Below are 25,927 nucleotides of genomic sequence, written 5' to 3'. Positions count from 1 at the left end.
CGAAGCCGAAGAGACGCTGTGTGTCGTCCTGGGACGGTATCAGCGAGGGGGCCCGGCTCAGCCAAAGAGGATGCGACTCGAACCTACAAAAACAATGTCGAGGCGGTCATGGTACAGGCGTCAAAATCAGCGCTCGCATCCGAGGTGTTGCTGTTTCCGGAGCAGCCAGGCCTGAAATCGATCTACGACACTGCACCGATTGGACTTGCCTGCCTCTCCCCGGATTGCCGTTACCTGCAAATCAACCAGCGGCTCACCGAGATCTGCGGCATCTCGGTCGAAAACCATCTCGGCCGCTTCGTGCGGGATTGCGTTCCGGCCTTGGCGGATTCCGTCGCGGAGATCGTCCGCTCGATCATGGAAACCGGAGAGCCGGTGGTCGGCATAGAGGTCGCCGGCCAGCGCGCCGATCAGGCCGAGGAGCGCTACTGGGTGACCTATTGGCATCCCTTGCGCGCGCCGAACGGCGAGATCATCGCCGTCAACGTCGCGGCCGAGGAAATCACAGAACGCAAGCGTGCCGAGGCGGAGGTGCGCAAGGCGAAAGATGCTGCTGAAACCGCGTTGCGTCATTTGCGCGAGACCCAGCAGTCGCTGGTGGAGGCCGAAAAGCTCGCGGCGCTCGGTCGGATGGTTGCCGGCGTGGCGCATGAGATCAACGGTCCCGTGGGCAGCAGCCTGACGATCGCCTCGACGCTTCAGCGCAAGTCCGAGGCCTTCGCCTCGGAAGTTGCGGGCGGCAAGGTGCGACGCTCGAGCCTCAACGAGTTCATCAGCCTCGCCGGCGATGCGTCCACCCAGCTCATCACCAACCTGTCGCGTGCGGCGGAGCGGATCCAGTCCTTCAAGCAGGTCGCGCTCGATCCAAGTCAATCAGCGCTGCGCCGCTTCGACGCTGCCGAGTTGTCGGAGCAACTGCTGTCGCATCTCGATCGCGAATGTCATCGCCGCGGTATCGCGCTTGATCTGCGGCTCGCACGAGCTCTCGAAATGGACAGCTATCCCGGTCCCTTCGGGCAGGTTCTGACCCATCTGGTCATGAATGCGATGACCCATGCATGGCCGGATGGCGCCGGAGGTCGGATCCGCGTCGATCTGAGATCTGCGGGTGACGATCAGGTCGAGCTCATCGTGTCCGACGACGGTTGCGGAATGCCGCCGGACGTCAAGCTCTCCGCTTTCGATCCGTTCTTCACCACGCGACGTCACCATGGGGCGACGGGGCTCGGACTGCACGTCGTCCATGGCGTCGTCACCGAACGCCTTGGCGGCCGCATCACGCTGGACAGCGAGCTGGGGGCAGGGACGTATGTGCGGCTGATCCTTCCGAGAAATGCGCCACGGTCCGACGACTGATCAGCTCCAGGCCCGCTCAACTCTCGGAGGGATCGCGGATCTCGCCGATCTTGTGAACCGCGACCTTGATGGACATGCCCTGATAGTCCGTTGCATCTCCGAACCAGGACCCCTCCAGCGGTATGGCCTGGCCAGGATGCCGGGCGACAGCGACCGGGATGAGATCGAAGCCGGCATTGATCTGGTTGGTCGGGTCGTAGTCCAGCCATCCGGCGCCGGGGAGAAACACCTGGAGCCACGCATGCGTGGCGCCGGAGCCAGTCATTCCGACGGCGCCGCCATCCAGCGCCTGGTCGTAAAGGTAGCCGCTGACGAAGCGCGAGGCGAGGCCGAGGCGGCGCAGCACCTCGATCATCAGCCAGGCGTAGTCCCGGCATGTGCCGGATTTCGTACGCAGTGTCTCGCTCGGGGATTGCGTGCCTTGCGTTTCTCGGGCGCGGTAGCTGAACCCCTCACGAAACGTGCGCAAGATCCGGTGCAAAACGTCTGTCGTCTGGTCCTGATCGCCGGCGACGAAGGCCTTCGTCCACGCTGCAACGATGCCGTCGAGGTCGTCCGCGTGGGGACGCAGGTAACCGGCGAGGTCGGTCCACTCGTCGGGCGAATACTGCACGGGGATTTCATCGGCCCGCGGCTCCAGTGGAAAGGATTCAATGCCCTTGATGCCGAAGAACACGCCGCGCACCTGGAAAGTGAAGGTCAGCTCGCTGCTCGGCTCTGCGAACTCCATCACCGTAACGGTGTTGGAGCGGGAATCGGTAATCCAGTGGATCTTCGAAATCGGGCTGGTTTTCGCCGACCAACCGAGCAGGCGGGCAGATGCACCGCGCCTCGGCAAGAACATCGCCCGATGCGTCCCGAACGTAACGGGCTTTGCATATTTGTAGGTGGTGGTGTGGGTGATCTCGCCCAGCATTGCCATGCTGACCTCCCTCGCGCGACCCAATGACGGTCTTGTGCAATCAGGGCGGCCCGAGAACGCCGCCCTATGTTGATCTATGTCAAAGGCGCTCCCGTATGATCTCTTTCAGGATGGCGGTCGCCGCGCGTGCCGGCTCATGACAGGAGCAACGAGATGGGGATCCTTTGGACTATCATCATTGGCTTTATCGTCGGCGTGATCGCCAAATTCATCATGCCGGGCGGCAATGAGCCGAAGGGCTTCATCCTGACCACGATCCTGGGAGTCGTCGGCGCGTTCGTCGCGACGTTCCTAGGCCAGTCGGTGGGCTGGTACCGGGCGGGCGAATCGGCGGGCTTCATCGGCGCCATCGTCGGCGCAGTGATCCTGCTCTTCCTCTATGGCCTCTTCATGGGGCGCCAGGGGCGAACGAGCTGAACCCGGCGCGTCCGAGTTCTGCGGCGCGGTCGCCTGGAGGTCTGCATGCGCGCCCGCGCGCACCGATGGCCTTTGCGCTTCCTGGCTGAACCGATCGATCGTTTGCCCCGACCAAACGGGAATGCGCTGGCTTATTCCTGTTGTGCAATTGCTCGTTGCCTCGGCGAGCCTCTTCAACGTGATCCGTTTCCGGCTCGACAATCTCTTGATCGAGAGGGGGGCTGAGTTCGATCGTCTTGCACTCGCGGCGCTGGCCGTGGTTGTTGTGTCAACGGCCGCCGTGCTCGTTCTCTGCTGGCGCGCGACTGCGCTCACGTCGCCGCGTGCGGGACTTGCGCTACTTCTGGTCGGGTTGACGGCTTTTTCCGGTTTCGCGCCCGAGATCATTGAATCCCGCGTCCGGGCCACAGAGCACGAAACGCGCAAAGCCGAGCAACAGCAACGGGATGACGCGTTCGCGCGCGATCTCATTCAGTGGACCGCCGATGTGGATAGACGCGCGGCCCAGTCTCAGCCGCTCGAACCCGAGCAAGCCTGGGCATTTCTCGATTGCATCGGCAGTGCAGGTTATCGGGACGAGGGGGCCAATCCTCCGAGCGCGCAGGCGCTCGAACTCCTTCGCAGGGCGCTCGCGGCGGGGCTGATCGACGTCAATGCGGTGGTGCCGGGTCACCACCGCAAGCAGCCGGTGGCGCGGCCGCTGTTCCTCCAATTCTACAAGGAGCGCGTCGAGCCGCTGCGAAACGCGCTTGCGCGGCAGGATTGGGAGATCATGCGTCTGCTCGCGGCTGGTGGCGCCGACCTCGCGTTGCCCGACGCGGCGCCGCTCGTCGTCGACCTCGCGAAGACCATGGTCGCGGGACCGTCGCGCTTCGTCAGCTTGAAATAGCGTGGGCCGCGCGCGGCCTCAACGCCGGCGCAATCAATTCTTCAGCACGATGCGCCCCACGACCTTGCCGGCGCGCAGGCTGTCGATCCACTTCTGAGCATCGGCCATCGGCTCTTCCTGCATCGGCGTCGGCCTGATCTTGCCGGCGCGGGCGAGCGCCATCAGCTCGTGGGCCTCAGCGAGCGTACCCACCATGAAGCCTTCGATGGTCATGCGCTTGTACACCCATTGCACCATCGGCAGCGTGAACTGGCCGCCCATCAGGCCGGAGACCACGACCTTGCCGCCGCGCGCGAGCACGGAGACGGCGAACGCCATCGACTTCTCGTTGCCGGCGAAATCGACGACCTCGTCGAAACCGCCCTCGGTCTCTTTCAGGATGCGCCTGATAACCTCCGGCTCGGCCGGATCGTAGGCGGTCGCCGCGCCATTCTTCAGCGCGGTCTCGCGCGCCGCTGGGCTGAGATCGGCAACCGCGATCGGCTGCTTGAACATGGCCTGCGCGAACGAAAGGCCCATCATGCCGACGCCGCCGAGACCAATGAGCAAGAGGTTGCGCTGGCGCGGACGGTCGACGAGGCGCTTGAGCGCGCCGTAGGCGGTGACGCCCGAGCACATCAATGTCGCGGCCTGGTTGACCGGCAGGGGATCGTAGTCGAGCAGGTACTTCGCATCGGGCACCAGCACGTGGCTGGCAAAGCCGCCGTCGATGGAGACGCCGAGGAAGCGCTGCTTGGCGCAGAGATTCTCATCGCCATTGGCGCAGTCGCGGCACTGGCCGCAGCCGATCCATGGGAAGACCGCCTTCTTGGCGCCGATGAGGCCAGCCGGCACGTCACCGCCGACCTCGTCCACAACGCCTGCGATCTCGTGGCCGAGCGTGAACGGCAGCGTCATGCCGCGCGTGGTGTCGAGTTTCTTGCCGCCGCCGAGATCAGCATAGCCGTCCTGGATGTGCAGGTCGGAATGGCACAAGCCGCAGCGCTCGATGCGCACCAGCACCTCGCGTCCTTGCGGCTTGGGCGTGTCGATGATGGTCTCGCACAGCGGCGCATCGAACTTCACGAGGGACTGTCGACGCATCAACGCCATTTTCCTTCCTCCGAAATTTTCGCTGAAGCGCGATGAGATCAGGATGAATCGTCATCGCGCTTCGGGTTGTTGTTTGAGCATGATCTTTCGGAAAACCGCTTCACACTTTTCCGGATCATGCTCTAAAGCGCGATCATCGGATCGTGCTTTAGGTTTGGCTTCGTATATCGGCCAATTCACGCGCCATGGCAACAAAGCCCGCGACCGGAATGGTCTCGGCGCGCCGCGTCGCATCGACGCCGGCGGCCGAGGCGAGGCGTGCCGGATCGGCCTGAAGTGATTTCAGGCTCTGGCGCAGCATCTTGCGGCGCTGGCCGAAGGCGGCGGCGGCGACCTGTTCGAGCAGCCGTCGGTCGCAAGGCAGAGGCGCCACGCGCGGCACGAGGCGCACGACGGAGGAGGTGACCTTCGGCGGTGGCACGAAGGCGGAAGGCGAGATGTCGAACAGGATCTTGGTCTCGGTACGCCAGTTGGCGAGCACGCCGAGCCGGCCATAGGCCTCTTCGTTCTCGCGCGCCACGATCCGCTCGGCGACTTCGCGCTGGAACATCAGCACCATCATCTCGTACCACGGCGGCCATGGCTCGCTGGTAAGCCATCCGATCAGGAGCTGGGTAGCTATGTTGTAGGGCAGGTTGGCGACGATCTTTGCTGCGTGACCCGCGAGCAGCGGCCTCGGATCGAAGGTCATGGCATCGCCATGCACGATCTCGAGCCGCCCCGGATAGCGCGCTGAAATATCCTGCAAGGCAGGGATCGCGCGCTCGTCATGCTCGATCGCGATGACGCGCGCAGCACCAAGCGCGAGCAGGGCACGGGTCAATCCGCCGGGGCCCGGACCGATCTCGACGATCGTCGAAGTCTCGAGCGGCGCGGCGGCACGCGCGATGCGCGCCGTCAGGTTGAGGTCGAGGAGGAAGTTCTGGCCCAGCGACTTGCGGGCCGATAGCGAATGCTGTCGAATGACCTCGCGAAGCGGCGGGAGGTCGTCGATCGCGCTCATGCCGGTTGCGCGGCCATGCGGCTTGCGAGCTGCAGCGCCGCGATCAGGCTTGCTGGATTGGCCTTGCCGGTGCCTGCGATATCGAACGCCGTGCCATGATCCGGTGATGTCCGGATGAAGGGCAGGCCGAGCGTGACGTTGACCGCGTCGTCGAAGGCGAGCGTTTTGATCGGGATCAGCGCCTGGTCGTGATACATGCAGACCGCGCAGTCGTAGGTTTCTCGCGCGGCGTCGTGGAACATGGTGTCGGCGGGCAGGGGGCCTCTGGCCTCGATGCCGTCGTTGCGCAAGATCTTGATCGCCGGCGTGACGATGGTCTGCTCCTCGTGGCCGAGCGAGCCGTCCTCGCCGGCATGCGGATTGAGACCGGAGATCGCGATGCGCGGCCGGCTGATGCCGAAACGGGATTTCAGCTCGGCCGCGACGATGCGCACTGTCGAGACGATGAGCTCGGGCGAGAGCTGCGCCAGCGCATCGCGCAGCGAAAGATGAATGGTCACCGGCACCACCGCAAGTCGCGGCGACCACAGCATCATCACCGGCTGCGGCACGCGTCCGTCCTGTTCGGCGAGCTCGGCGAGAAATTCGGTGTGACCGGGATGGCGGAAACCCGCGCGGTAGAGCACGCTCTTGGCGATCGGGTTGGTGACGATGGCGCCGGCGCGGCCTGCGCGGACGTCGGCAACGGCCTGGCGAATGGAGGCGAGCGCTGCGGGCGCGCTGCCCTCATCGGGCCGGCCCGGCTCGGCCGTTGCGATCTCTCCGGTAACAGCCACCGGCAGCGCGTCGGGGAAGGCGGCGACCGCCTCCTCGGCTCGAACACGCGCGATCTTGATATCGATGCCGAGTGCCTTGGCGCGGCGCGCGATCAGCGCGTCATCGCCGAGCAGGTAGAACGCGGGGAGCCCGAGCTCGTTGCGGCGCAGCCAGGTCGCGATCGTGATGTCGGGGCCGATGCCGGCAGGCTCGCCCAGGGTCAGTGCGAGGGGCCTTGCCATCAACGATATTCGATCATCGCCGCTTTGCGGATTTCTGCCAGATAACGCTTCGAGGTCTTCTCGTACTTCTCGACGTACATCTTCTCGCGGACCTCGCGCCGCTTCGGCGTGTCGATCATGGTCGGATTGCGCGCGCACAGCACGACCATTTCGATCCCCTGCTTGGTGGTCTCCGGCGGGGTGAGGTGGCCAACCGGCGTGTCGTCGAGCACCTTGCGAAGCGCCTCGGGGAGATCAGCGGTGGTCTTGGTGACGCTGTCGCGGATCGCCGCGTTGGGCGTCGAGCGGAACAGCGAATTGGCTTCATCGCAGCTCGTGATCCGGCTGCGGTACATTTCGGCTTCCTTGTGCCGTGCCTCGGTCGCTGCCTGCGACGAGCCGCGCGGCACGATGAGGACGATCGGCTGCATCTTGTATTCGAAACCCTCGACCTGCAGCTTTTCGCCATTCTGGGCCTGCACGGCGGCCGCGACGTCGCGCTCGCCGACCTGCAGCTGTTCCTTGAAGCGACCGCGAACGAGGCTGGTCCAGACCATTTCGGCACGCATGCGGTTCTTCAACGTTTCCGGCCGCACGCCCTTCACCTCGAGTGATTTCGCGAGCTGGTCCGTCGTGATGCGCATGCGCTGCGCCATGCCGGAGAAGGACTGGTCGATATCGGAGCTGGTAGGCTCGACGCCGTATTTCTTGCCTTCCTTGATCTTCACCTTCTCGTCGATCAGCTCGTTGAGGACTTCCTGCCGGCTCGGTGTCTTCTGGGTCGTCAGCAGGTCGAGCTTGCTGCGCTGTTCGACGTCGAAATCGGTGATGGGCTCGCCATTGACCATGACGACGACGGTCTGCGCCCGCGACGGGGCCGCGCCGCCGATCAGTAGCAGGGACGTGCCGAGTGCGATGAGAAGGCGATGAACTCGCAAAGTGATCGTCATGGATGTCGTCGCTCGCATACTTGCGATCCGAACAAGCCCCGCAGCGTCAAATCTGTCTACTGCAAGCCGGCGGAGCTGCTGGTTCCCGAGGAGTTCGCCAGCGTTCGCAGGCCGATCTGGAACATGAACGCGTGGCTCAGAACAGGCGGGGTGCTGCCCGCCGAGTAGCTATAGGACGTTACATAGTTAGCCGCCAGCACGAAGCAATCGTCGACATAGCCGGCGCCGACCACGTATTGATTGAGCTTGTTGGCCTCGAGGTCCCAGCGCGCCGAGCCCTGGACCACCCAATTGGCTGCGACCTTCACCGAGGCGGAGGTGAGGATGCCCTCGCGGCGGGTCAGGTAACCCAGTTCCGGCTGCGGCGCGTAGTTGCCGTAGATCATGCTGACCGACCAGCGGTCGAAATTGGCGCGGCCCTCAGCCTCGAAGCGCTGCACGTTCCAGGTCTGCTCGTCGAACCGGCCGCGGACGCTGAACGTGTAGGTCCGGTTCGGCGAATAGCCGACGCTCGCGACATAGTCGGATCGCGGCTTGTCGAGACCTGAATCCAGACCGGTATTGGTGGAATCCTGGACAGCGAAGGAGTTCATGCCGAACAGCTGGTAGGACTGCCCGAACAGCACCTTGACGGCGCCGCCCCTGTCGAACTGGGTGGTGGCCTGCACGCCGACATTGGCGCGGCCGCCGCCCTCGACGCGATCGTAGCCCGAGAACTTGTCGACGCTGAACAAATTGCTCGCATCGAACACCATGCTCTGCGCGTCCTCGTTGGGGAGCTTGCCGGCATAGGTCTCGTTCGGCCGGATGATGACCTGCGCGATCGGCTCGACAACCGTCGAGCCCCACGGCTGAACGTTGATGAAGGGATAGCGGTACTCGAGGCCGACCGTCGGCATCAGGCGGAGCGCCTGGGTGTCGCCAACCGGCAGGTAGTTCGACACGCCCGGCTGATTCGAGACCGAGGAGTTGATCGCATCCGCGCGCAGGATGGCGAACGGGGTCCAGATCTCACCGAAGGGATCGGTGAAGGACTTCCGCCACTGCGCTTCAGCAGTCAGGCGCGTGTAGGTGCCGGGGAAGCCGCGCAACAGACATTGCGAAGGCGTGCGCGCGGCGGTATCGGCCGAGGTCGAGGTGCAGAGGCCGTTGGTGTTGGCGACCGTGGTGATCGGATCGAACACGGCGTCGTTACGCGTCAGGTTGATGAAATTGGTCTTGTAGGAGACCTCACCGCCGAAGATCGGATAGTTGAGCACATTCGAGTAGTCGATCACGGGGTAGACGACTGGCACCTGGCCCTGGTTGCCCGAGAAGCTCAGGAAATACATCGTGCGCGCGTCGAAGTAGCTGCGATTGCCGACACCCGTCAGATAGAGCTGGGAGATCGCTTCCGTCGGCAGGCTCAGGAACGAGGAGAAGGGATCGCGGTACTGCGCCAGCCGGTAGTCCGACATGAAGTAGTAGTCGGAGAGCAGGACGCCGTCCCAGCCCCAGACCCATTTGTCGTTCAGCGCGAACTGGCCCTTGGTCTCGACGCCGCCGCGGAACTGGCGGTCACCCGGCTGGCCGGCGAAATTGCTGGGGTTGAGCTGATCGATGCCGTAAACGCGGATCTGGTAGGCGCCGTCGATCAGGCGCTGGCGGAATTCGGCCTGGAACAGCACGCCCTGCTTGGAGGTGACGCGCGGGCTGAAGGTCGCATCCATGTCGGGCGCGATCGCCCAGTAGAACGGGATCTCCAGGCCGTAGCCGAACGCGGTGTAGGAGGTGAAGCCCGGCATCAGGAAGCCGGTCTTGCGCTTCACCGTCGGGTCGGGCGTCGAGAAGTACGGCATGTAGGCGAGCGGCACGCCGAAGAATTCGAGCTGCGCCGTCTCGAAGTACAGCATTTTCTCCTGCTGGTCGTGGATGATGCGGGCACCCTTGACCTGCCACAGCGGCGGCTTCTTCGGATCGTCCTTGCACGGCGCACAGGCGGTGTAGACGCCGTTCTCGAACACGGTGTAGTTGCCGCTGGAGCGGTCGGCGCGGCTCGCGGCCATGCGGGTCTGGTCGGCGGTGTCCACACGCAACGAATCGACGAAGCCGTCGCGGTAGTCGTCCGACAGATCCATGATCTCGGCATAGGTGATCTTGCCGTCGGCATCCGTCATGCGGATGTTGCCTTCGGCATGAAGGCGCTTGGTCTTCTGGTCGTAGATGACCTTGTCGGCCTCGACGCTGGTGCCGTTGTAGAACAGCTGGACGTTGCCGACCGCCGAGACGCGCGAATTGTTGTAGTCGTAATCGACCTCGGTCGCCTGCACGAGCATCTGGTTGTCGTTGGCGGCCTTCGGCGGCTTCGGACGTGGCGGCAGCTGGTTGTAGTTGAAGCTCTGCGCGGCCGCGGGCACGGTCGCTGCAAGATCGAGCAATCCACCCAGCGCGAGCGCGGCAATGAAGGCGATCAGGAGGCTGCGGGCAGGCAAGCCGAATGCGTTCGCGCGCACCACGGTGCGTCGCGCGACACGAGACACATGCCCTCGGCGGACGGCAGTCACTATCCGTCCTCCTGATAAAGCAAGGCCAAAAAGCCGGTGAGGCCGCCCACCACAACGGGCAGCCACGCCGCAGCGATCGGATGCATCAACTCAGCCTTGCTCAAATCCTCAGTAACTTTGGACAGCACGTAGAGCAGAAAGCCTGCGCCCACGCCACTCAAAACCATCTTCTGCACGCCGCCCATCCGGAAGAAGCGCAACGATACGGAAGCCGCCAGCATCACCATTGCTGCAAGCAGAAACGGCTGCGCCAGAAGCTTATGGTACTGGAGTCGATATCCGGCTGTCGCGAAGCCCGAGCTTTCCGACGAACGGATGTAACTCGGTAGTTGCCAAAAGGACACAGTTTCGGGTGTGGAAAAGCTGTTGCGAACCTGCGCTTCGGTCAGCGTCGTGGGAATCTCCAACCGGTCCTGGTCGATGGGGGGCGCATCCAGGGAGAAACGGCGCACGGTCCTGAACACCCAGCGGCCATCCTCGAGCGTTGCCTCGCGCGCTTCGATGCGCTCCTTGAAGTGATACTCCGTATCAAAACGGAACAGCGTCAGACCGGTCAGCCGGATGCCTTGCTGTTCGCTGCGCGCTGCGTTGATGATGACCTGGCCTTCGCTGGTGACCTGGTTGAGCCAGAAGCCGGAGGCGTCCTGGATGCCGCCGCCAGGGGCCGAGCCAAACAGCTCCGCTTCCATACGCTTGGAAAGCTCGCGCAGGTTCGCCGACATCGGATTGTAGGCAACCGTCGCGATCACACCGATCAGCAGCGCGCTGCCGAGGGCGGGGGAGATGAACTGCCAGGCGGAAATGCCCGCGGCGCGTGCTACGACGAGCTCGAGCCGGCGGGACAGGGCGAGGTAGCAGGTCATGGCGCCGATCAGCATGCAGAATGGCGTCAGCTTCTCCAGAAGCTGCGGTACGCGAAACAGCGAGGTCTCGGCCACCATGATCGCGGAGGCGGACGCAAGGCCAGAGGTCTTGCGCACCATTTCGATATAGTCGACCAGCACCAGCAGCAGGAAAATGCTCGCGAACACGCCGAGCGCCGCGACGACGAAGCGGCCGGCGAAATAGCGTCCGAGGGTGTTGGTGAGCATGCTCATGCGGCGACCGGACGTCGGAATAGCCGCGCAATACGCGCATTGGATCTGTTGATGGCTTCCAGCAGCGCAGGCGGCGCTTCGACCACCACGCCGCCGACGATCATCCACAGGCCGAGGCCGATGGCGGCCGCCAGCATGGCATATTGCACGAGGGGCGCTACCGGCGACTTCACCGCCATCACCGAGCAGGCAAAGCCAGCCATGCGCAGGCCGAACACGGCGAGGATCGAGCTGCCGATCGAGAAGTTGCGGCTCTGACGGGTGGTGCGCGGCGCGCCGAGGAAGGCGAATGTCAGCGCCGCAAAGGCGAAGGGGTACATCGGCGCCATGATGCGGTCATGCAGCTCCGAGCGGAATTGGCCGGGCACCGCCATGTAGACGGGGTCGTCCTCGGGCGGGGACAACAGCTCCCAGAGATAGCGTTCGCGAATCCCGAGCGTGACGTCGCGCCCCTGGTTGGAGAATTTCGACATGTCGAAGCCGTGGCGGGCGAAGGTGACGAGCGCGGGATCGCGCTTGCCGGCCTCGAAGCGTTGCAGGTTGCCGTCCTCCAGCACCAAGATGGTTTCGCCGCCGCTCTTCACCACCGTGCCGCGCTCGGCGACGATCGAGTTGCGCTCCTTCGGATCGCGGCGGTCGTCAATGAAGATGCCGGCCATGATGCCGCCGGGCTGGCGCTCGCGAATCCGGATCGTGAGGTTCTGGTCGAGCTGAGCGAAGCGGCCGGGCTGGAGAATGTTGGTGAGGACGTCGGCGGTGATCTCGGCGTCCCATTGCTTGATCCGCCGCATGCCGTCGGGGGCGAGATAGGCGGCGATGAAGGCGACCAGCAGAGCCACCACGCAGGTGGCGTAGAAGAACGGATAGAACAGCCGGAACGGTGAGAAGCCGGCAGCATTCATCACGATGATCTCGGAATCGGTCGCGAGCTTGTTCAGCGTGTGCGAGATCGCGATCATCAGCGCGATCGGCGAGATGATCAGCACCAGCGCCGGAATCACCAGGCTGGTGATGCCGAGGAAGGTCAGGATGGTCTGGCCCTGACTCGTCATCAGGTCGATGCCGCGCAACGCCTGCGTAATCCAGATCACGCCGGTGAGGCTGACCAGGACCAGCGCAAACGACGCCAGCGTCGTGCGGAAAATATACCTGTCGATCGACCCCATGCGCTACCGCACGATCCCCACCAGGCCCCTTCTGGGTCCCAAACTCCGGACGTCCCGACCCATCCCGAAAGGGGTCCCCAAGGGTCGTTCTGCCACGTCTTTCACCAGTTCACACTCTCACTACCATCCCTTTGATCCGTCAACAAAATGGCTGCCCCGTGGCACCCTCATCATATGGTTAATATTTCCTTCTTGTGGCCCGCCGGCCACGGCCGGCGCTTGGCATGCGCGGTGCGGACGGGTCATAGTGCGTGCCGGATCAGTGAATCGCGGTTCAGCCGGTACTCTCAGGGGGTGCCTGAGGAGCGGCAAAAGTCCCGTCTTTTGGAGGAGTTATCCATGTCCGACGCCGTCAAGGTCGGCTTCGTTCCGTTTTCCGCCGCCCCGCGCGGCACGCTGGTGGCATTTTGCGACGACGGCCTGCGATTCGGCCCAGCAACCGCCAAGGCGCTCGGATCGGCAGCGGACCTGGTGAAGCGGGCCGCCGAGGCGAGCCAGTTCAAGGGCAAGACGGGCGCCGCGCTCGACATCCTGGCTCCCGAGGGGCTGAAGGCCGACCGCCTGATTGTGATCGGCGCTGGCAAGGCTTCGGCCCTCAAGCTCAACGATTTTCTGAAGTTCGGTGGTGTGACGGCCGGCAAGCTGAAGGCTGGCGCGAGCGCCATGACCATCATGGCCGAACTGCCTGACGGCTCCATGACCGCGGAACAGACGGTCGCGATCGCCTCGGGCCTCCGGCTGCGCGCCTATAAGTTCGATCGTTACAAGACGAAGAAGAAGGACGGCGAGGAGGGCGGTGCTTTGCGCGCCGACGTCGCGTTCGCCGTCGCTGACCTGGCTGCTGCGAAAAAGGCCTTCACGCCGGCGGGCCATGTCGTCGACGGCGTGATCATCGCGCGCGATCTTGTCAACGAGCCGCCGAACGTGCTCTTCCCGGAGGAGTTCGCGCGGCGTGCGAGCCAGCTCCGCAAGCTCGGCGTCAAGGTGGAGGTGCTCGACGTCAAGGCGATGCACAAGCTCGGCATGGGCGCGCTGCTCGGCGTCGGACAGGGCTCGGCGCGGCCGAGCCGCACCGTGATCATGCGCTGGGACGGCGGGAAGAAGGGCGAGGCTCCGGTCGCCTTCGTCGGCAAGGGCGTCTGCTTCGACACCGGCGGCATCTCGATCAAGCCGGCCGGCAGCATGGAGGACATGAAGGGCGACATGGGGGGAGCGGCCTGCGTCGTCGGCCTGATGCACGCGCTCGCGGCGCGCAAGGCAAAGGTCAACGCGGTCGGCGCCATCGGTCTCGTCGAGAACATGCCCGACGGCAACGCGCAGCGTCCCGGCGACATCGTCACCTCGATGTCGGGCCAGACCATCGAGATCATCAACACGGACGCCGAGGGACGCCTCGTGCTGGCCGACGTGCTCTGGTACGTCGCCAAGAGAGTGAAGCCGAAATTCATGGTGGATCTCGCCACGCTCACCGGCGCGATCATGGTCGCGCTCGGCACCGAGCATGCCGGCATGTTCTCCAACAATGACGAGCTCGCCGAACGCCTCCTGACGGCCGGCATCGAGAGCGGCGAAAAAGTCTGGCGCATGCCGCTCGGGCCCGAATACGACAAGCTGATTGATTCACAGTTCGCCGACATGAAGAATACCGGCGGTCGCCACGGCGGCTCGATCACCGCCGCGCAGTTTCTGCAGCGCTTCGTCGACGGCACGCCCTGGGCGCATCTCGACATCGCCGGCACCGCCATGGGCGCGCCGAAAACCGACATCAACCAGAGCTGGGGCTCCGGCTACGGGGTGCGGCTCCTGGACCGTCTGGTCGCCGACCACTATGAGCGCAAATGACCGAAGTGCTCTTCTACCATCTGCAAAACATGACGGTGGAGAACGTGTTGCCGCCGCTGATCGAGAAATCACTCGAGCGCGGCTGGCGCGTCGTGGTGCAGTCGACCTCGGAGGAACGCGCCGATGCGCTCGACGCGCATTTATGGACCTATCGCGACGATTCCTTCCTGCCGCACGCGACATGGCGAGTCGGCGACGCCGCCGAGCAACCGATCGTGCTGGCGGTCGAAGAGGGCAATCCCAACGGCGCCAATGTCCGCTTCCTGATCGACAACGCCGCGCTGCCTCAGGATTCGGAACGCTATGAGCGCATGGTGCTCCTGTTCAATGGCGACGATCCCGATGCGCTCGCGCTTGCGCGCAGCGCCTGGACGGATTGCAAGACGCGCGGATTTGATGTCACCTATTGGCAGGCTGACGAGCGGGGCCGGTGGCAGCGGCGCAATTAGCGGTTGGCTGTCAAATTAATGATAATTTGCGGCTTTTGGGGTAATGCTGACCTCTAGCCACGGTCGTGCCGCAAAGTGATGTTGGGACAATCGTTTAGGGCTGGCCCTTAACGCGGGGATTCGAGTTTATCGTGCGACATCAAAAGCTTCCTTCGACGCTTGTGTTGGCGTTGTGCGCCGTTGCGCCGCTGATGGCGGCCTGCTCGAGCAGCTCGGAACTGCTGTCGAAGGATGCCGAGTGGTTCAACAAGCCGGCCCGGCTCTTCATCAAGAACATCTCGATCGAATCGCCGCCGCTGACCCCCGACAAGCCCGTGACGGCGGAGGATCTGGTCAGCGCAGATGGTGCTTGCCCGGGCATGGCGCCCGCGGGTGCGCCCACCGACGCCAATGCCTCGACCGCGCCTTCGGCGCAGCCGGGCGGCACAGTCGCGCTCGGTCACACCGAATGCGATGTGGTGCGCGGCATCGGGGCGCCGTCGGGCGTCAATCTCTCCAATGATGCCGCCGGCAGGCGCGTTGCCGTGATCACCTGGGCGACCGGTCCACGTGCCGGCATCTACACGTTTACCGCTGGCCGCCTGTCTTCGATCGAGGGCAGCCCAGAGCCGGCGCCGATGCCGAAGGCGGCCAAGCCGAAGCCGAAGAAGAAGCAGGCAGCCTGAGCGGCCTCATCAGCCAGTCGATGCGGCGTTGAACACCGCCAATTGAGCATCGAAAGCACGCCCGAAGGCCGGACGCGCTTCGCCGCGGGCCACATAGGCGGAGAGGTTCGGATATTCGTCCAGAATGTCCGATCCATTCAACCGGCGCAGCACGGTCACCATCAGAAGGTCGCCGGCGCTGAATGCACCATCGAGCCAATCGGAATTCCCCAGGCGACCGGAAAGTTCGGCAAGCCGGACACGGATGCGATCCTCGACGATAGGCAAGCGCTGCTCGTACCAGGTCTCGCCGCGCTCCACGAGTATGGTAATTGCCCGATCAACGATCGGCGGCTCCAGCGTGTTAAGCGCGGCAAACATCCATGTGATCGCGCGCGCTCGGCCATGCGCATCGTCTGGCAGCAGTCCACCATGGCGCTCCGCGATATGGAGCACGATCGCCCCCGACTCGAACAGGGCAAGACCGCCTTCTTCGTAGGTTGGAATCTGCCCGAACGGATGAAGCGCACGATGCACGGTCTCCTTCATCTCGCTGAACGAGACGAGACGAACGTCGTAAGGTTGGCCCACTTCTTCGAGCGCCCACCGAACACGCATGTCGCGTGCTTGTCCTCTGCCGCGGTCGGGTGACCTTTCGAAGGCGGTAATGACAGGGATCACGGGAAGTCTCCGTGCAATTGCGTGAAGCCGACGACAAGTTTCCGGTTCCTGCACTTTGTGGCCAGAGGACGAACGGGCGGGGCAGTTCCCGACACATACTTCTCTTCTTTGGAGGAGCTTCGCAGTGCGACTCCTCAGCCGTTCTTGAATCAAGGGGTCGTGGGCCTTCAGGCGTTTGCCGGGCGAGCTACGCGACGCAGATGCCGGGCACCGCGACCTTCTGGAACAGGTGCGGAGAAGCTACGGCGGAAGAGGGATAGGCCGAGATCTTGGATCGGAACTCGGGATGCGTGAAGGCAGCCCGGAAGTGGGCGGTCGATTCCCAGACGGCGTAGTTCAGATAGGTCGGGCTTTCACCGATCGCGCGATGAAGCTGGGTGGCGATGAAACCCGGCTGCCGCTTCATGAAGGCAGCATCGTCTTGCCAGACCTGGAGGAATGTTTCCTCATCGGCTTTGTCGAGCGTGAACAGATTCACGAGCACGACAGGGCTGGTATCGATGCCGAGCTGACGTTCAATCGGAAACGCGGGATCCAGTGTGCGCAGGTGCGACATGAAAGGTCTCCGTTCTGTGGTCGCATGATGCGGTATTGTACTTAGAGTGCTAATTTGGCATTATGATGTCAATAAAGATTTATGGTGACGGATGTTGAGATCCCGACGAACGCCTGCTGGCGATGCCCTGAGCAACCTCATGCTTGACCTGTTCCGGCTGAATAGCCTGGTCCTGACCGCAGGTGACCGCCTGGTCGCCTCACTCGGGCTCACGAGTGCCCGTTGGCAGATCCTCGGCGCCATCGTGCACGCGGAGCGAGCGCAGCCGGTCGCATGGCTCGCCCGCGACCTCGGTGCCAACAGGCAAAACGTGCAGCGGATCGTCAACGATCTTCACGCTGAAGGGCTTTTGGCATTCGAGGCCAACCCGCATCACCGGCGCGCACAACTTGTGGTCCTGACTGACAAGGGAAGGCGCACTTTCGAGGCCGCGATGGCTTTGCAGGCCCCGTGGATCAACGACCTCTCGGAAGGGCTTTCGGTCAAGGACCTGCAAACGGTCCACCGCCTCGTCACGGCGCTGCGCAAGAAGCTCGAGGGCAATGACGAAACTGAAGATCGGACGTAGCGTCGGCGCCAGTGTCTTTGCACTCTGATCCTGACGCTGCTCGTCCACGATCCGCGGTCGGTCATTTTCGACTGCGCCAAATCCCGGCTAACCGGACGTCGAGGCCGCAAGCGGCTACAACGGGCCACCTCGATGATTCCGGGTTGAACGTCCTCTCTCGATTTACGCGAGATAGCCGGACACTCCGTCCCACAGCAGCTTCAATGCCGTGACGAGCAGCAATCCGTAGCAGGCCCGGTAAATTTGCTGCTGGTCCAGCTTGCCGTGGAGGCGCCAGCCCAGCCAGACGCCGCTGGGAATGGCGAGCAGGCATGCCGCCATCACGATCCAGACGTTGCCGCTCGGCCTTACCAGGAGCAGCCACGGCACTGCCTTGGTTGCGTTGCCAACCGTGAAGAAGAGGCTCGTCGTTCCGGCGTAGACTTCCTTGGTGAGGCCGAGCGGCAGCAGATACATCGCAAGCGGCGGACCGCCGGAATGCGCGACCATGGTGGTGACACCCGAGGCGAGACCGGCAGCAACCGCCTTCGGCGACGAACGAGGTTGACCAGTCACCTTCGACGCACTCAAAAGCCATAGGCCGACAAAGACCAAAGTCACGACCGCCATCACAATCGCGACGGCACGATGGTCCAGCACGCGGAACAGCAGATAGCCGAGCCCGATGCCCGTCACGAGGCCGGGTAGCAAAAGCGCAAGGTCCGGCTTCGACCAGGTCGAAGGTTTCCAGTAGCGAAGCGCGAACAAATCCATCGCGATGAACAGCGGTGCGAGTAGGCCTCCGGCGGTGACCGGGTCCATCACGAACGACAACAGCGGAATGCCCACGATGGAGAACCCGCCGCCGAAGGCGCCCTTCATGAAGCAGATCAGGAACACGCCGGCAAACGCGACGAGAAATGTAGTGACCGTCAGATCCATGTGCTCGTCTCCGCGATCGCCGTGTCATTGGCGCGTCCGGGCGACCGCAGGCCAATTGCAACGTGCAATCGAGTTTGTGTCGCTAGATTGATCCGAATAATGTCTCGGTGCAATAGTAACATTGTTCTCGGTGCAATTACATCGAGAGCCTGTGCAGCAAGAGTAGCCGCGCTGGCTGCGGTCCGCACGGGCATAGCTAAGCCTCAGTGCGCCACTGTTTCTTCAGTTTGGAGATTTCCGGAAAGGGATCATTCGCTGACGCCTGCGTGGCGTCTCTCATGAGTCTAAAACAGCGGCCATCCGCGGTTAGGCAGATCGGAAATTGTCCTCGTGCTCGCGTTCCTCGACTTGCGTTATCAATCCGCCTCGCAGGCCAAAAAGCACGAGCTCGACATCGGAAGAGACGCTGAGCTTCGATTTGATGGCGTAGTGGTAATTCGAGACGGTTTTCGGACTGAGATTGAATGCGGCGGCTATTTCCTCGGCCGACCGGCCGGCGAGCAGCATGCGCAGGATCTCGAATTCACGTGGGGACAAGGTATCAATGAGGCTTGCATCGTCCTGCAAGCGGCTTCTCGCCAGGGCTTCGCTGACCTCGGGGCAGATTGTCATACGGCCGGCAGCCGCGTCACGTACTGCGCTGACGAGCAACTCGGGCGGGCTGCTCTTTGTGACAAAGCCCTTTGCACCGGCCCTGAAGGCCTGGAGAGCGAATGTCGCGCTCAAATGCATGGTGAAAACCAGCAGGCGCGCTGCTGGATCCCACTGACGTATCTGGCGAATAGCATCGATACCGCCGCGACCTGGCAGCGACACGTCCATCACCACGACATCGGGCTTGCTGCTCTTGTAGGCTTGATAGGCGCTCGCCGCATCGGCGGCCTCGGCGACGACGGTAATGCCTTCATGCTTCTCGAGAAGCCGACGGTATCCCTCACGCACGACCGCGTGGTCATCGACGAGCAGGACACTGATGCTTCGCGGCGTCATGATGCTGCACCCTCGGTAGTCGCAACAGGAATGATGGCACTGAGGATGAGGCCCTTCTCGGGCCTCGACACGACTTTCATCTGCCCGCCCAGCGCGAGCGTTCTCTCGCGAATCCCGATCAGCCCGAGGCCAAAACCAGTCTCTCTCCTGATCTCAGGCGCTAATCCAGCACCGTCGTCTTCAACCGTAGCCTCGACTATGCCAGCGTCGGACCTTGGCGCACCGACTTGCGCAAGGTCGATGCGCACCACGGCGCGCACGTTGGCCGCCTGCGCATGCTTCGCCGCGTTTGTGAGACCCTCCTGAACGATATAGAAGACGTGAACGGTGATCGCCGGGGGGAGCGCATCGAGGTCGCCGTGCGTCTCGAGAGAGAATCGGGTCTTCCCGCAACCGCGGCGATTATGATCGCCGATTAGCCCTTCAAGGCTCGTGAGCAGGCCGACGTCGTCGATCTCCTGCAGTCTCAACTCCTGCACGGTCCTGCGAAGCCCCTTCATGATGTTGCCAGCAGTTTCCGTCAGGGCCTGAGCTTCGGCAACGAGAGATGGACAGTCAGTCGTGGCCGTGAACTTGATCGAGGCTGCCGTCGCACTCATGGCACTGAGGCTCTGGGCCAGCTCGTCATGAAGCACCCGTGCGAGGTGACGCCTTTCCTGCTCGCGGGCTTCCACCAGACGTCGCGCAAGCTCGGCGCGCTCGGAGGTCGCGACTTCCAGAGTGTTCGCCAGATCGTTGAAGACGCCGCGTATTCTTTGCAGCTCGGCAAGTCGAAATGGCGGGAGACGGCACTTCAGATCACCCGCAGCCAACCTGTTGAGGCCGCTAACGACATCTCTCGTCGGCCGCAGTGCGCGCTCGACGACGAAATACACCAGAATGCCAAGTGCGCCGATCGTCGCTGCGGAGAGGCCGAGCATTCGCGAGATATCGGACCAGGCACGCGCTGTCACGACTGATGGGTCCGAGCTGACGACGACCGTGCCAAGTACGGGACCCTGCTGCGCGACAGGACGGCTGTAAGTCATACGGCTGCCGACCGCCCACTGATAGACGGCCGAAAACCATGCCGGTGCCGCGCCCACCTGAGTCTGAAACCCCAGACAGCTGGAGATGACATCCTTCCCAACTTCCTTGAACTGTACGCACTGACCCGGGCTCATCGCCTGATCCAGAAAGCCATCCATGAAACGAAAGCGCTTTTGCAGATCAAGGCGTGTTCCGAAGAGAGTCCGCCGCTCGCGCTGGGCTAGAATCGGTACTTCCAGATATTTGCCAAGGGCATCGCCGACAGCCTGATTGGTCTTCAACGTCTCTTCTGCTGCTCGGTAGACGGAGATCGCCGCTCCGCCAAGAAAACAGAGTAGCGCCACAGCCGCTACTTGCCTCAATAGCGACCACTTGAGATCGATGACCGGCCGGCGCCGAAGAATCCTCATCTTCCGCATGGCGAGGGGTCCGTACTGCTTTCCGCAGATTACAGCATCCGGCTGCTGCTCGATACCGTTTGGTTCGACGTCGGGCAAATTTCCCAGGATCTCGCATGGAGTCCGCCGTTTCCCTGAATGACGGCGTATCAGATGCTGCGTCCGCGGCCCCATGAAGGGCCGGCGAATTGAACCAAGTCGATTTGGAAATCGTGGTGCGAATATCTCTGCTATCCAGGAGGGATGTCATCATGAAAAATCTATTTGTAATCACGATTGCCGTCGCCGCCATCGGAGGCGCATGGACCAACAAGGCTGGCGCGTGCAACTTGAACCTTCCGACTTTCGAACTCATGGGCTTTCCGATCTCCCCGCACCAGGTCGCGGTGATGGGATCGGCCCATGTCGAGGAGAGCTCAGCGACACCGAAGCTCGTGTTGGCCGGTATGCCCGCTTCGCCTCACCAGATTGCGGTGCTCACTCAGCGATCGAAGACTATGAAAATGGCTCAGGCAACGGTCGCTATTCGAGAACCAGCCACCGTTGGCTTAACGCCGCCCAGCTTGCCAACAGGCGCGACTGGCGCGGAGCTTTGCACCGCCGACTGAGCGCATGCGAGATCGAGCACACCACTTCAGGGCCACTCTATGGCCTCGAAGTCTTCCGTTGAGCCGAGACAGATCGCGGAGGCGAAGACATGCTGGCGATGAGGCGGACGACTGCTCCGATCTGTGTGCTGCTGCTGCTCACGACCGCGGCGCTCGCGCGAGACGACGGCCGCTACGCGAATTCCCCGCTAAAGCCCTGGTTCGAGAGCCTGGAGAGCGAATTCGGGAAGTGTTGCGAGGACTCCGACGCTTACGTGGTCTCCGAACCGGATTGGGAGTCCGATCGCGGGCGATATCGCGTTCGCATCGATGGCGAATGGGTTCTGGCGCCAGACGGCGCTCTCATCACGCAACCCAACCTCGCCGGACGGACGATGGTCTGGAAGCACTACATCGACGGCCACCCCCGTGTCCGCTGTTTCATACCGGGCAGCATGGGCTGATGCGTCCAGCGCCGGACCGACGCGAAAAAGCGGTCCTTTCCGGCTGGTCGCATTTTGACAATCTCGTAAGTCGTGCTCTTGATGGAAGGGCTGCGCTAATGCAGCGCAACACGCGGAGGCGGCGATGAACAGGGCAACGGGGCGGGTTTCGATCATCGCGATGGTTGTGCTCGCGACCTTCGGCATCACAAATGCGCAAGAAGCCACCAAGCGTGCCGCTGCCGGACCGGTCTTGTCGAACACCGGTCATGATGCGGCCGCTTACGGCGCTGACGAGGGATATCCCCTTGGCACATTGTCGACCGGCGCAGAGATGCGGCATCTCGTGGCGACCTATAGTCGTTTCGACGAACTGACGCCGGCGCGCATCGTTGCACGTGCGGCCACATCCTGGTCGTTTCAGCGCGCCAACGAGCCCGAGATTTACTACAGCTTCGACGGCGAGCGCCGCACGATCGCGGATTATCTTGCCCGGCAGCCGACGACCGGACTGCTGATCGCCAGGGACGACACGATCTTGTACGAACATTATCAATATGCGCGATCGGACCACGATCGCTTTCTCTCCCAGTCGATGGCGAAGACCATTACTGCGATGCTGATCGGCATCGCTGTGGCCGATGGTGTCATCAAATCGATCGACGACGTCGCCGCGACCTATGTGCCCGGACTTGCAGGTACTGAGTACGGTAAGACGTCGATCCGTGCGCTGTTGCACATGTCCTCTGGTGTCAACTTCGAAGAGCGGTATGACGGGCAGGACGATATTGCGCGCCTCGGGCGCGATCTGTTCGGTCGGCCCGGCAAGGACCCTGTGGTCAGCATCGCGCAGTTCAATACCCGCGTGGCGCCGCCAGATACGCGATGGCATTACGCCAGTTCCGAGACCGAGATCCTTGGCCTCATCCTGCGCTCTGTGACCGGCGCTCCAGTCGCAGACTACCTTAGAGAGAAGATATGGCAGCGGATCGGCACCGAAGCCGATGCCTCATGGGCGATCGACGGAACCGGCCAGGAGGTGACCTTTTGCTGCTTTAACGCCGTGTTGCGCGACTACGCCCGGTTCGGACGCCTGCTGGCGCATGACGGCGTGTGGAATGGGCGTGAGGTCATTCCACACCAATGGCTGATTGATGCGACGACGGTGAGTTCAACCGACGTCCATCTCGCACCTGGTGTGGCCACAAAGTACTACGGCTATGGCTATCAGGTCTGGCTACTGCCCGGCGCCGAACGCCGGTTCGTGTTGCTCGGCATCCGCGGCCAGATGATCTTTGTGGATCCTGGGACCAAGCTGGTGATGGTACATACAGCCGTGCGTCCCGAAGCGGCCGACAGGACTTCGTCAGCAGAGACCATAGCACTATGGCTGGCCGTGGTGGATCAGCTTGGTCGCACCACGCGATAAGCGTCCATCTCGTGGGCCCATAGCGGACATCGGTTGCCGATGGCGGATAGCCCGCCGTTGGGGTTAAAGTCCTCACGTCGGGACGTGTCGCGCCGGCGCGCCTGACGGAGGAGAACAGCATGGCAGCGCGTGGATCAGGTGGACTGCTCCTTTGCGCGGCGCTCCTGCCTGCGATGCCCGTGCAGGCCGCGACGCCGGTCGATCGGGACGGGTGCGCCGCCAGCGCCGACAAGCCCGAGATCGGGGAAACGGCATGCAGCCGCATCATCGACGATGCAAGCGAGTCGATGGCGGCACGCCTCGAGGCCTTCAGGAACCGGGGACGCGGTGCGTTCAACAGGAAGGATTACGACCGCGCGGTTGCCGACTACGGCGAGGCCATCAAGCTCAGCCCGAGGGATGCCTGGGCCTTTGCGCACCGGTGTGAGGCTTACGAGAGCAAAGAGGACCACGACGCGGCCATCGCGGATTGCACCGAGGCGATCAGGATCGATCCGAAGTATGGCTGGGCCTACAACAACCGTGGCGTCGCCTATTACGGTCTGCATGAATATGACGCAGCTCTGGCCGACCACGCCGAGGCGATCAGCGGCGATCCCAAAGACGCGTGGGCCTATGCCCGTCACGGCATGGCCTGGATGGAAAAGGGTGAATTCGACCAGGCAGTCGCCGATCTCACCAAAGCGGTGACCATCGATCCGAAATACGCCTTTGGTTTTGGCCAACGGGGTCAAGCGCTCTTCAGAAAAAGGTTGATCACGAAAAAAGGCGGATGGGAGCCCGCGATCGCGGACTACAGCGAGGCCATCAGGCTCGATCCAAATCTGGTTTGGCTCTACAGCTCGCGTGGCGTCGCCTACAGCAACAATTTCCAGTACGATTTGGCCGTTCCGGATTGCAGCGAGGCCATCAATCGCGAACCCGGCAATTCCGGGGGATACAATTGTCTCGGCGTCGCTTACGAAGGCGCGAAACAATATGGCCGTGCGATCGCCGCCTACAATCAGTCGATCAGCATCAATCCAAGGAATGGTGTGGCTTATTGGAACCGCGGCAATGCTAAAGTGGGACTGCGCAAGATCGATGACGCGATCGCCGACTATGACCAGGCGATCGCGATCAATCCCAAGGACTTCAACGCTTTCAACTCCCGAGGCAAAGCCTACGTTTTAAAGAGCGACCGCAACCACGCGATTGCCGATTATACGCAGGCGATCCAGCTCAATCCGTCCTATGTCGAGGCCTACAACAACCGCGGCCTCACCTATGAAGCACAGCAGCGCCGCACTGATGCGATCGCAGATTTTCGCAAGGCGCAGTCGATCGACCCGGTCGACCAGGTCAGCAAACAACAGCTCCGCATGCTCGGTTTCTGACCGCGTGCGGCGAAGCCGCCTGCAGGGAGAATGTCTGCAAGTGGGCCGTCCCAGAACTCCGGCTTAGTCCAAACGTCCGCTCGGCGCAAAGAGCGGCCCCCCGTGAGGTCGCGATTTGACCCTGAGCGCGCATTGCGCATGGCTCGAAATCCCTCGAGCCATGCTATCCTATGCCTTCGGGCGCAGCCGGCGAGCGGCGTGGACTATCGGGTGCCCAATTGCTTGATTTCGGCGACTTGCTTTTCGCCGGCCAACTTGCCCCCGACCAGCAGGCTGGTGCAAATCCACCGAGATTCTCTGGGTTGCGCGCCAAGGAAAGCCTTGGTCTCTACGCACTGTGCGTAAGTCTTGTAGCTGAGCGTGTCTGTGCACGTTGGTGAGAACATGCTGCCATCAACTCCTCCCTGGCCAGCAAGGCTACATCCAACCCAGGGGGCGTTGCCGACCCTGAAACGCAACCACCGTTGCAGCTGCGGGCTTCTCTCTCCAGCTTGGCAAGCCTCCCCAATGTTGTATTCGGCGCGAACACTGGCGTTTGAGCGGTTGAGGTGCCGGTTGTCCTGCGGGATGTCCCCGTGTTTGACGACCCCCGTTGCGGATGATGGGGCCTTGCCGCCTGGTCCGGCGCATTGACCGTGACACCGGGGAGCGTGCTGGTGGCCGAGCCTTGCGACGATGCCGGGCCACACAGGAAAACAGTTGCGAATATAGCGAGGATCGAAGGAGCGACAGCACTTGAAGACAATTTCATGATGATGCCTTTCCAGGACGGACAGGCCGTCCATTGGTCAAAATAACCACGCGCAATTCGTAGCGTGAATTCTGCAACCTGCCTAGCGGGCAGCTCGCCGAAAAGTTGTGCACGTCGGCGTTGCGGGCCACGGATACGCCCGAGCACACAGCTGGTGCGGCGCAACAATCACGTTGGAAGAGTACGGGCACCAGTGCTGTCTTCCGCGCATGGGCCCGAGGCCGACTTCGTCCTAAAGCCCAAATGTCCACTTTGCGTCAAAGGGCCATACACTCCGGGATCGCATTTGGCCCCATGGCAGACGTTGCCGCGTGTGCGCTATACGACCATCCAGTTAAACGGGGCTCGCATTCGAAAATGTTGAACGTTGCGCTGGCGGCGGTGCTTGTTGTTGCATTCGGTGGGATTTTGTTCGGTGTGAGGTACATGCGGCGCGAGGCATATTTGCCGTATCACGCCGTCGTGGCTGGAAAGCCCTTCGCTGAACTCGATCCCGGAGTTCAGGCAATCATTCTCGGTATGCTAAAAATCATTGGGGGCGGCTTCGCTACCCTTGGTGTTACCTTGCTGTGGTTGTGTTTTGCGCTCCATGAGGGCGAGCGCTGGGCACCGTGGGCAATCCTGACCATCTCGGCTGCCGCGCTCGTCCCGATGCTGTATGTCGCCACCACCCTGCGGACGTTTCGACCCGGGGCGCCTACACCTGTGCGGCCGACACTGGTCATGATGATCTTGATTGCGATCGGTGTCGCGCTGTCTCTGCTGGCACGCTAGCGCCGAAGGCGATTCTCGACAGCAGGCCGTCATAGTCGAACTGACGCCGATCATGGAATGTGCAACCGAGGAGATTT

At 62.7% G+C, this 25,927-nt stretch carries 25 protein-coding genes; 12 read left to right on the top strand and 13 right to left on the bottom strand.

Features of this window, described 5'->3' with window-relative positions:
• Positions 1 to 108: 108 nt before the first annotated feature.
• Positions 109 to 1,356: a sensor histidine kinase gene (locus SO140_RS08035; RefSeq protein WP_449378563.1), complete on the top strand. Its 1,248-nt coding sequence runs from the start codon at positions 109 to 111 to the stop codon at positions 1,354 to 1,356.
• Positions 1,357 to 1,372: 16 nt separating this feature from the next.
• On the opposite strand, the gene SO140_RS08030 is transcribed toward SO140_RS08035, so the two are convergent.
• Positions 1,373 to 2,278: a transglutaminase family protein gene (locus tag SO140_RS08030; RefSeq protein WP_498542409.1), complete on the bottom strand. Its 906-nt coding sequence runs from the start codon at positions 2,276 to 2,278 to the stop codon at positions 1,373 to 1,375.
• Between the two features lie 153 nt (positions 2,279 to 2,431).
• Between SO140_RS08030 and SO140_RS08025 the strand changes: the two genes are divergently transcribed.
• Together SO140_RS08025 and SO140_RS08020 are read left to right on the top strand one after the other, a co-directional pair.
• Positions 2,432 to 2,695, top strand: coding sequence for a GlsB/YeaQ/YmgE family stress response membrane protein (locus tag SO140_RS08025; RefSeq protein ID WP_449378561.1), 264 nt, complete (start codon positions 2,432 to 2,434; stop codon positions 2,693 to 2,695).
• A 121-nt stretch (positions 2,696 to 2,816) separates the two neighbouring features.
• The gene (locus SO140_RS08020) at positions 2,817 to 3,584 is read left to right on the top strand and encodes a hypothetical protein (protein WP_449378560.1); all 768 of its coding nucleotides are present in this window, start codon (positions 2,817 to 2,819) and stop codon (positions 3,582 to 3,584) included.
• A gap of 33 nt (positions 3,585 to 3,617) precedes the next feature.
• Here SO140_RS08020 and SO140_RS08015 read toward each other — a convergent pair whose 3' ends face one another.
• The 7 genes from SO140_RS08015 to lptF all read right to left on the bottom strand — a co-directional run bounded on the left by SO140_RS08015 (position 3,618) and on the right by lptF (position 12,412).
• Positions 3,618 to 4,676, bottom strand: a complete 1,059-nt coding sequence (locus SO140_RS08015; RefSeq protein WP_449378559.1) for an alcohol dehydrogenase — start codon at positions 4,674 to 4,676, stop codon at positions 3,618 to 3,620.
• Positions 4,677 to 4,824: 148 nt separating this feature from the next.
• Positions 4,825 to 5,679 (bottom strand): 16S rRNA (adenine(1518)-N(6)/adenine(1519)-N(6))-dimethyltransferase RsmA, encoded by an 855-nt coding sequence (gene rsmA / locus SO140_RS08010; RefSeq protein WP_498542408.1) that lies wholly within the window; start codon positions 5,677 to 5,679, stop codon positions 4,825 to 4,827.
• Positions 5,676 to 6,677, bottom strand: coding sequence for a 4-hydroxythreonine-4-phosphate dehydrogenase PdxA (pdxA, locus tag SO140_RS08005; protein WP_449378557.1), 1,002 nt, complete (start codon positions 6,675 to 6,677; stop codon positions 5,676 to 5,678). Before pdxA ends, rsmA begins: the two co-directional genes overlap by 4 nt.
• Positions 6,677 to 7,606 carry a SurA N-terminal domain-containing protein gene (locus SO140_RS08000; protein ID WP_449378556.1) on the bottom strand — a complete coding sequence of 310 codons (930 nt, stop codon included), beginning with the start codon at positions 7,604 to 7,606 and terminating at the stop codon, positions 6,677 to 6,679. Before SO140_RS08000 ends, pdxA begins: the two co-directional genes overlap by 1 nt.
• Before the next feature lie 56 nt (positions 7,607 to 7,662).
• Entirely contained in the window at positions 7,663 to 10,149 is a 2,487-nt protein-coding gene (locus tag SO140_RS07995; protein ID WP_449378555.1) for an LPS-assembly protein LptD, read from the bottom strand.
• On the bottom strand, positions 10,149 to 11,246 hold the full coding sequence (gene lptG / locus SO140_RS07990) for an LPS export ABC transporter permease LptG (RefSeq protein WP_449378630.1): 1,098 nt from the start codon (positions 11,244 to 11,246) through the stop codon (positions 10,149 to 10,151). The genes SO140_RS07995 and lptG overlap by 1 nt, the downstream gene beginning before the upstream one ends.
• Complete coding sequence (lptF, locus tag SO140_RS07985) at positions 11,243 to 12,412, bottom strand: LPS export ABC transporter permease LptF (protein WP_449378554.1); 1,170 nt, start codon at positions 12,410 to 12,412, stop codon at positions 11,243 to 11,245. The genes lptG and lptF overlap by 4 nt, the downstream gene beginning before the upstream one ends.
• Positions 12,413 to 12,751: 339 nt before the next feature.
• Between lptF and SO140_RS07980 the strand changes: the two genes are divergently transcribed.
• From SO140_RS07980 to SO140_RS07970, 3 genes are all read left to right on the top strand, one after another.
• A complete protein-coding gene (locus SO140_RS07980) occupies positions 12,752 to 14,254 on the top strand; it encodes a leucyl aminopeptidase (RefSeq protein ID WP_498539771.1) in 1,503 nt (500 codons plus the stop codon).
• On the top strand, positions 14,251 to 14,703 hold the full coding sequence (locus SO140_RS07975; protein WP_449378552.1) for a DNA polymerase III subunit chi: 453 nt from the start codon (positions 14,251 to 14,253) through the stop codon (positions 14,701 to 14,703). The genes SO140_RS07980 and SO140_RS07975 overlap by 4 nt, the downstream gene beginning before the upstream one ends.
• Positions 14,704 to 14,873: 170 nt before the next feature.
• The gene (locus tag SO140_RS07970) at positions 14,874 to 15,368 is read left to right on the top strand and encodes a hypothetical protein (RefSeq protein WP_449378629.1); all 495 of its coding nucleotides are present in this window, start codon (positions 14,874 to 14,876) and stop codon (positions 15,366 to 15,368) included.
• Positions 15,369 to 15,377: 9 nt separating this feature from the next.
• Here the strand turns inward: SO140_RS07970 and SO140_RS07965 are convergent, their stop codons facing one another.
• Both SO140_RS07965 and SO140_RS07960 read right to left on the bottom strand, forming a co-directional pair.
• Positions 15,378 to 16,028 carry a glutathione S-transferase family protein gene (locus tag SO140_RS07965; protein ID WP_449378551.1) on the bottom strand — a complete coding sequence of 217 codons (651 nt, stop codon included), beginning with the start codon at positions 16,026 to 16,028 and terminating at the stop codon, positions 15,378 to 15,380.
• Between the two features lie 187 nt (positions 16,029 to 16,215).
• Positions 16,216 to 16,584, bottom strand: a complete 369-nt coding sequence (locus SO140_RS07960; protein ID WP_449378550.1) for an antibiotic biosynthesis monooxygenase family protein — start codon at positions 16,582 to 16,584, stop codon at positions 16,216 to 16,218.
• A gap of 91 nt (positions 16,585 to 16,675) precedes the next feature.
• Here SO140_RS07960 and SO140_RS07955 point away from each other — a divergent pair, with 91 nt between their 5' ends.
• On the top strand, positions 16,676 to 17,152 hold the full coding sequence (locus tag SO140_RS07955) for a MarR family winged helix-turn-helix transcriptional regulator (protein WP_449378549.1): 477 nt from the start codon (positions 16,676 to 16,678) through the stop codon (positions 17,150 to 17,152).
• Between the two features lie 162 nt (positions 17,153 to 17,314).
• Here the strand turns inward: SO140_RS07955 and SO140_RS07950 are convergent, their stop codons facing one another.
• The 3 genes from SO140_RS07950 to SO140_RS07940 form a co-directional block, all read right to left on the bottom strand.
• Positions 17,315 to 18,073, bottom strand: a complete 759-nt coding sequence (locus SO140_RS07950; RefSeq protein WP_449378548.1) for a sulfite exporter TauE/SafE family protein — start codon at positions 18,071 to 18,073, stop codon at positions 17,315 to 17,317.
• Between the two features lie 306 nt (positions 18,074 to 18,379).
• Positions 18,380 to 19,063 carry a response regulator gene (locus SO140_RS07945; RefSeq protein WP_449378547.1) on the bottom strand — a complete coding sequence of 228 codons (684 nt, stop codon included), beginning with the start codon at positions 19,061 to 19,063 and terminating at the stop codon, positions 18,380 to 18,382.
• Positions 19,060 to 20,589 carry a HAMP domain-containing sensor histidine kinase gene (locus SO140_RS07940; RefSeq protein WP_449378546.1) on the bottom strand — a complete coding sequence of 510 codons (1,530 nt, stop codon included), beginning with the start codon at positions 20,587 to 20,589 and terminating at the stop codon, positions 19,060 to 19,062. Before SO140_RS07940 ends, SO140_RS07945 begins: the two co-directional genes overlap by 4 nt.
• A 152-nt stretch (positions 20,590 to 20,741) precedes the next feature.
• Between SO140_RS07940 and SO140_RS07935 the strand changes: the two genes are divergently transcribed.
• From SO140_RS07935 to SO140_RS07915, 5 genes are all read left to right on the top strand, one after another.
• Positions 20,742 to 21,098, top strand: a complete 357-nt coding sequence (locus SO140_RS07935) for a hypothetical protein (protein ID WP_449378545.1) — start codon at positions 20,742 to 20,744, stop codon at positions 21,096 to 21,098.
• Positions 21,099 to 21,187: 89 nt separating this feature from the next.
• Positions 21,188 to 21,541 carry a hypothetical protein gene (locus SO140_RS07930; RefSeq protein ID WP_498542407.1) on the top strand — a complete coding sequence of 118 codons (354 nt, stop codon included), beginning with the start codon at positions 21,188 to 21,190 and terminating at the stop codon, positions 21,539 to 21,541.
• 160 nt (positions 21,542 to 21,701) lie between these two features.
• Complete coding sequence (locus SO140_RS07925; RefSeq protein ID WP_449378543.1) at positions 21,702 to 22,949, top strand: serine hydrolase domain-containing protein; 1,248 nt, start codon at positions 21,702 to 21,704, stop codon at positions 22,947 to 22,949.
• Between the two features lie 119 nt (positions 22,950 to 23,068).
• The gene (locus SO140_RS07920; RefSeq protein WP_474799556.1) at positions 23,069 to 24,325 is read left to right on the top strand and encodes a tetratricopeptide repeat protein; all 1,257 of its coding nucleotides are present in this window, start codon (positions 23,069 to 23,071) and stop codon (positions 24,323 to 24,325) included.
• A 1,045-nt stretch (positions 24,326 to 25,370) separates the two neighbouring features.
• The gene (locus SO140_RS07915; RefSeq protein WP_449378541.1) at positions 25,371 to 25,850 is read left to right on the top strand and encodes a hypothetical protein; all 480 of its coding nucleotides are present in this window, start codon (positions 25,371 to 25,373) and stop codon (positions 25,848 to 25,850) included.
• The last annotated feature ends 77 nt before the right edge of the window (positions 25,851 to 25,927 follow it).

Source organism: Bradyrhizobium sp. UFLA05-108, assembly GCF_059803455.1.
Note: the sequence above shows the minus strand (reverse complement) of the source record. Positions and strands in the feature narration are given on the sequence as shown.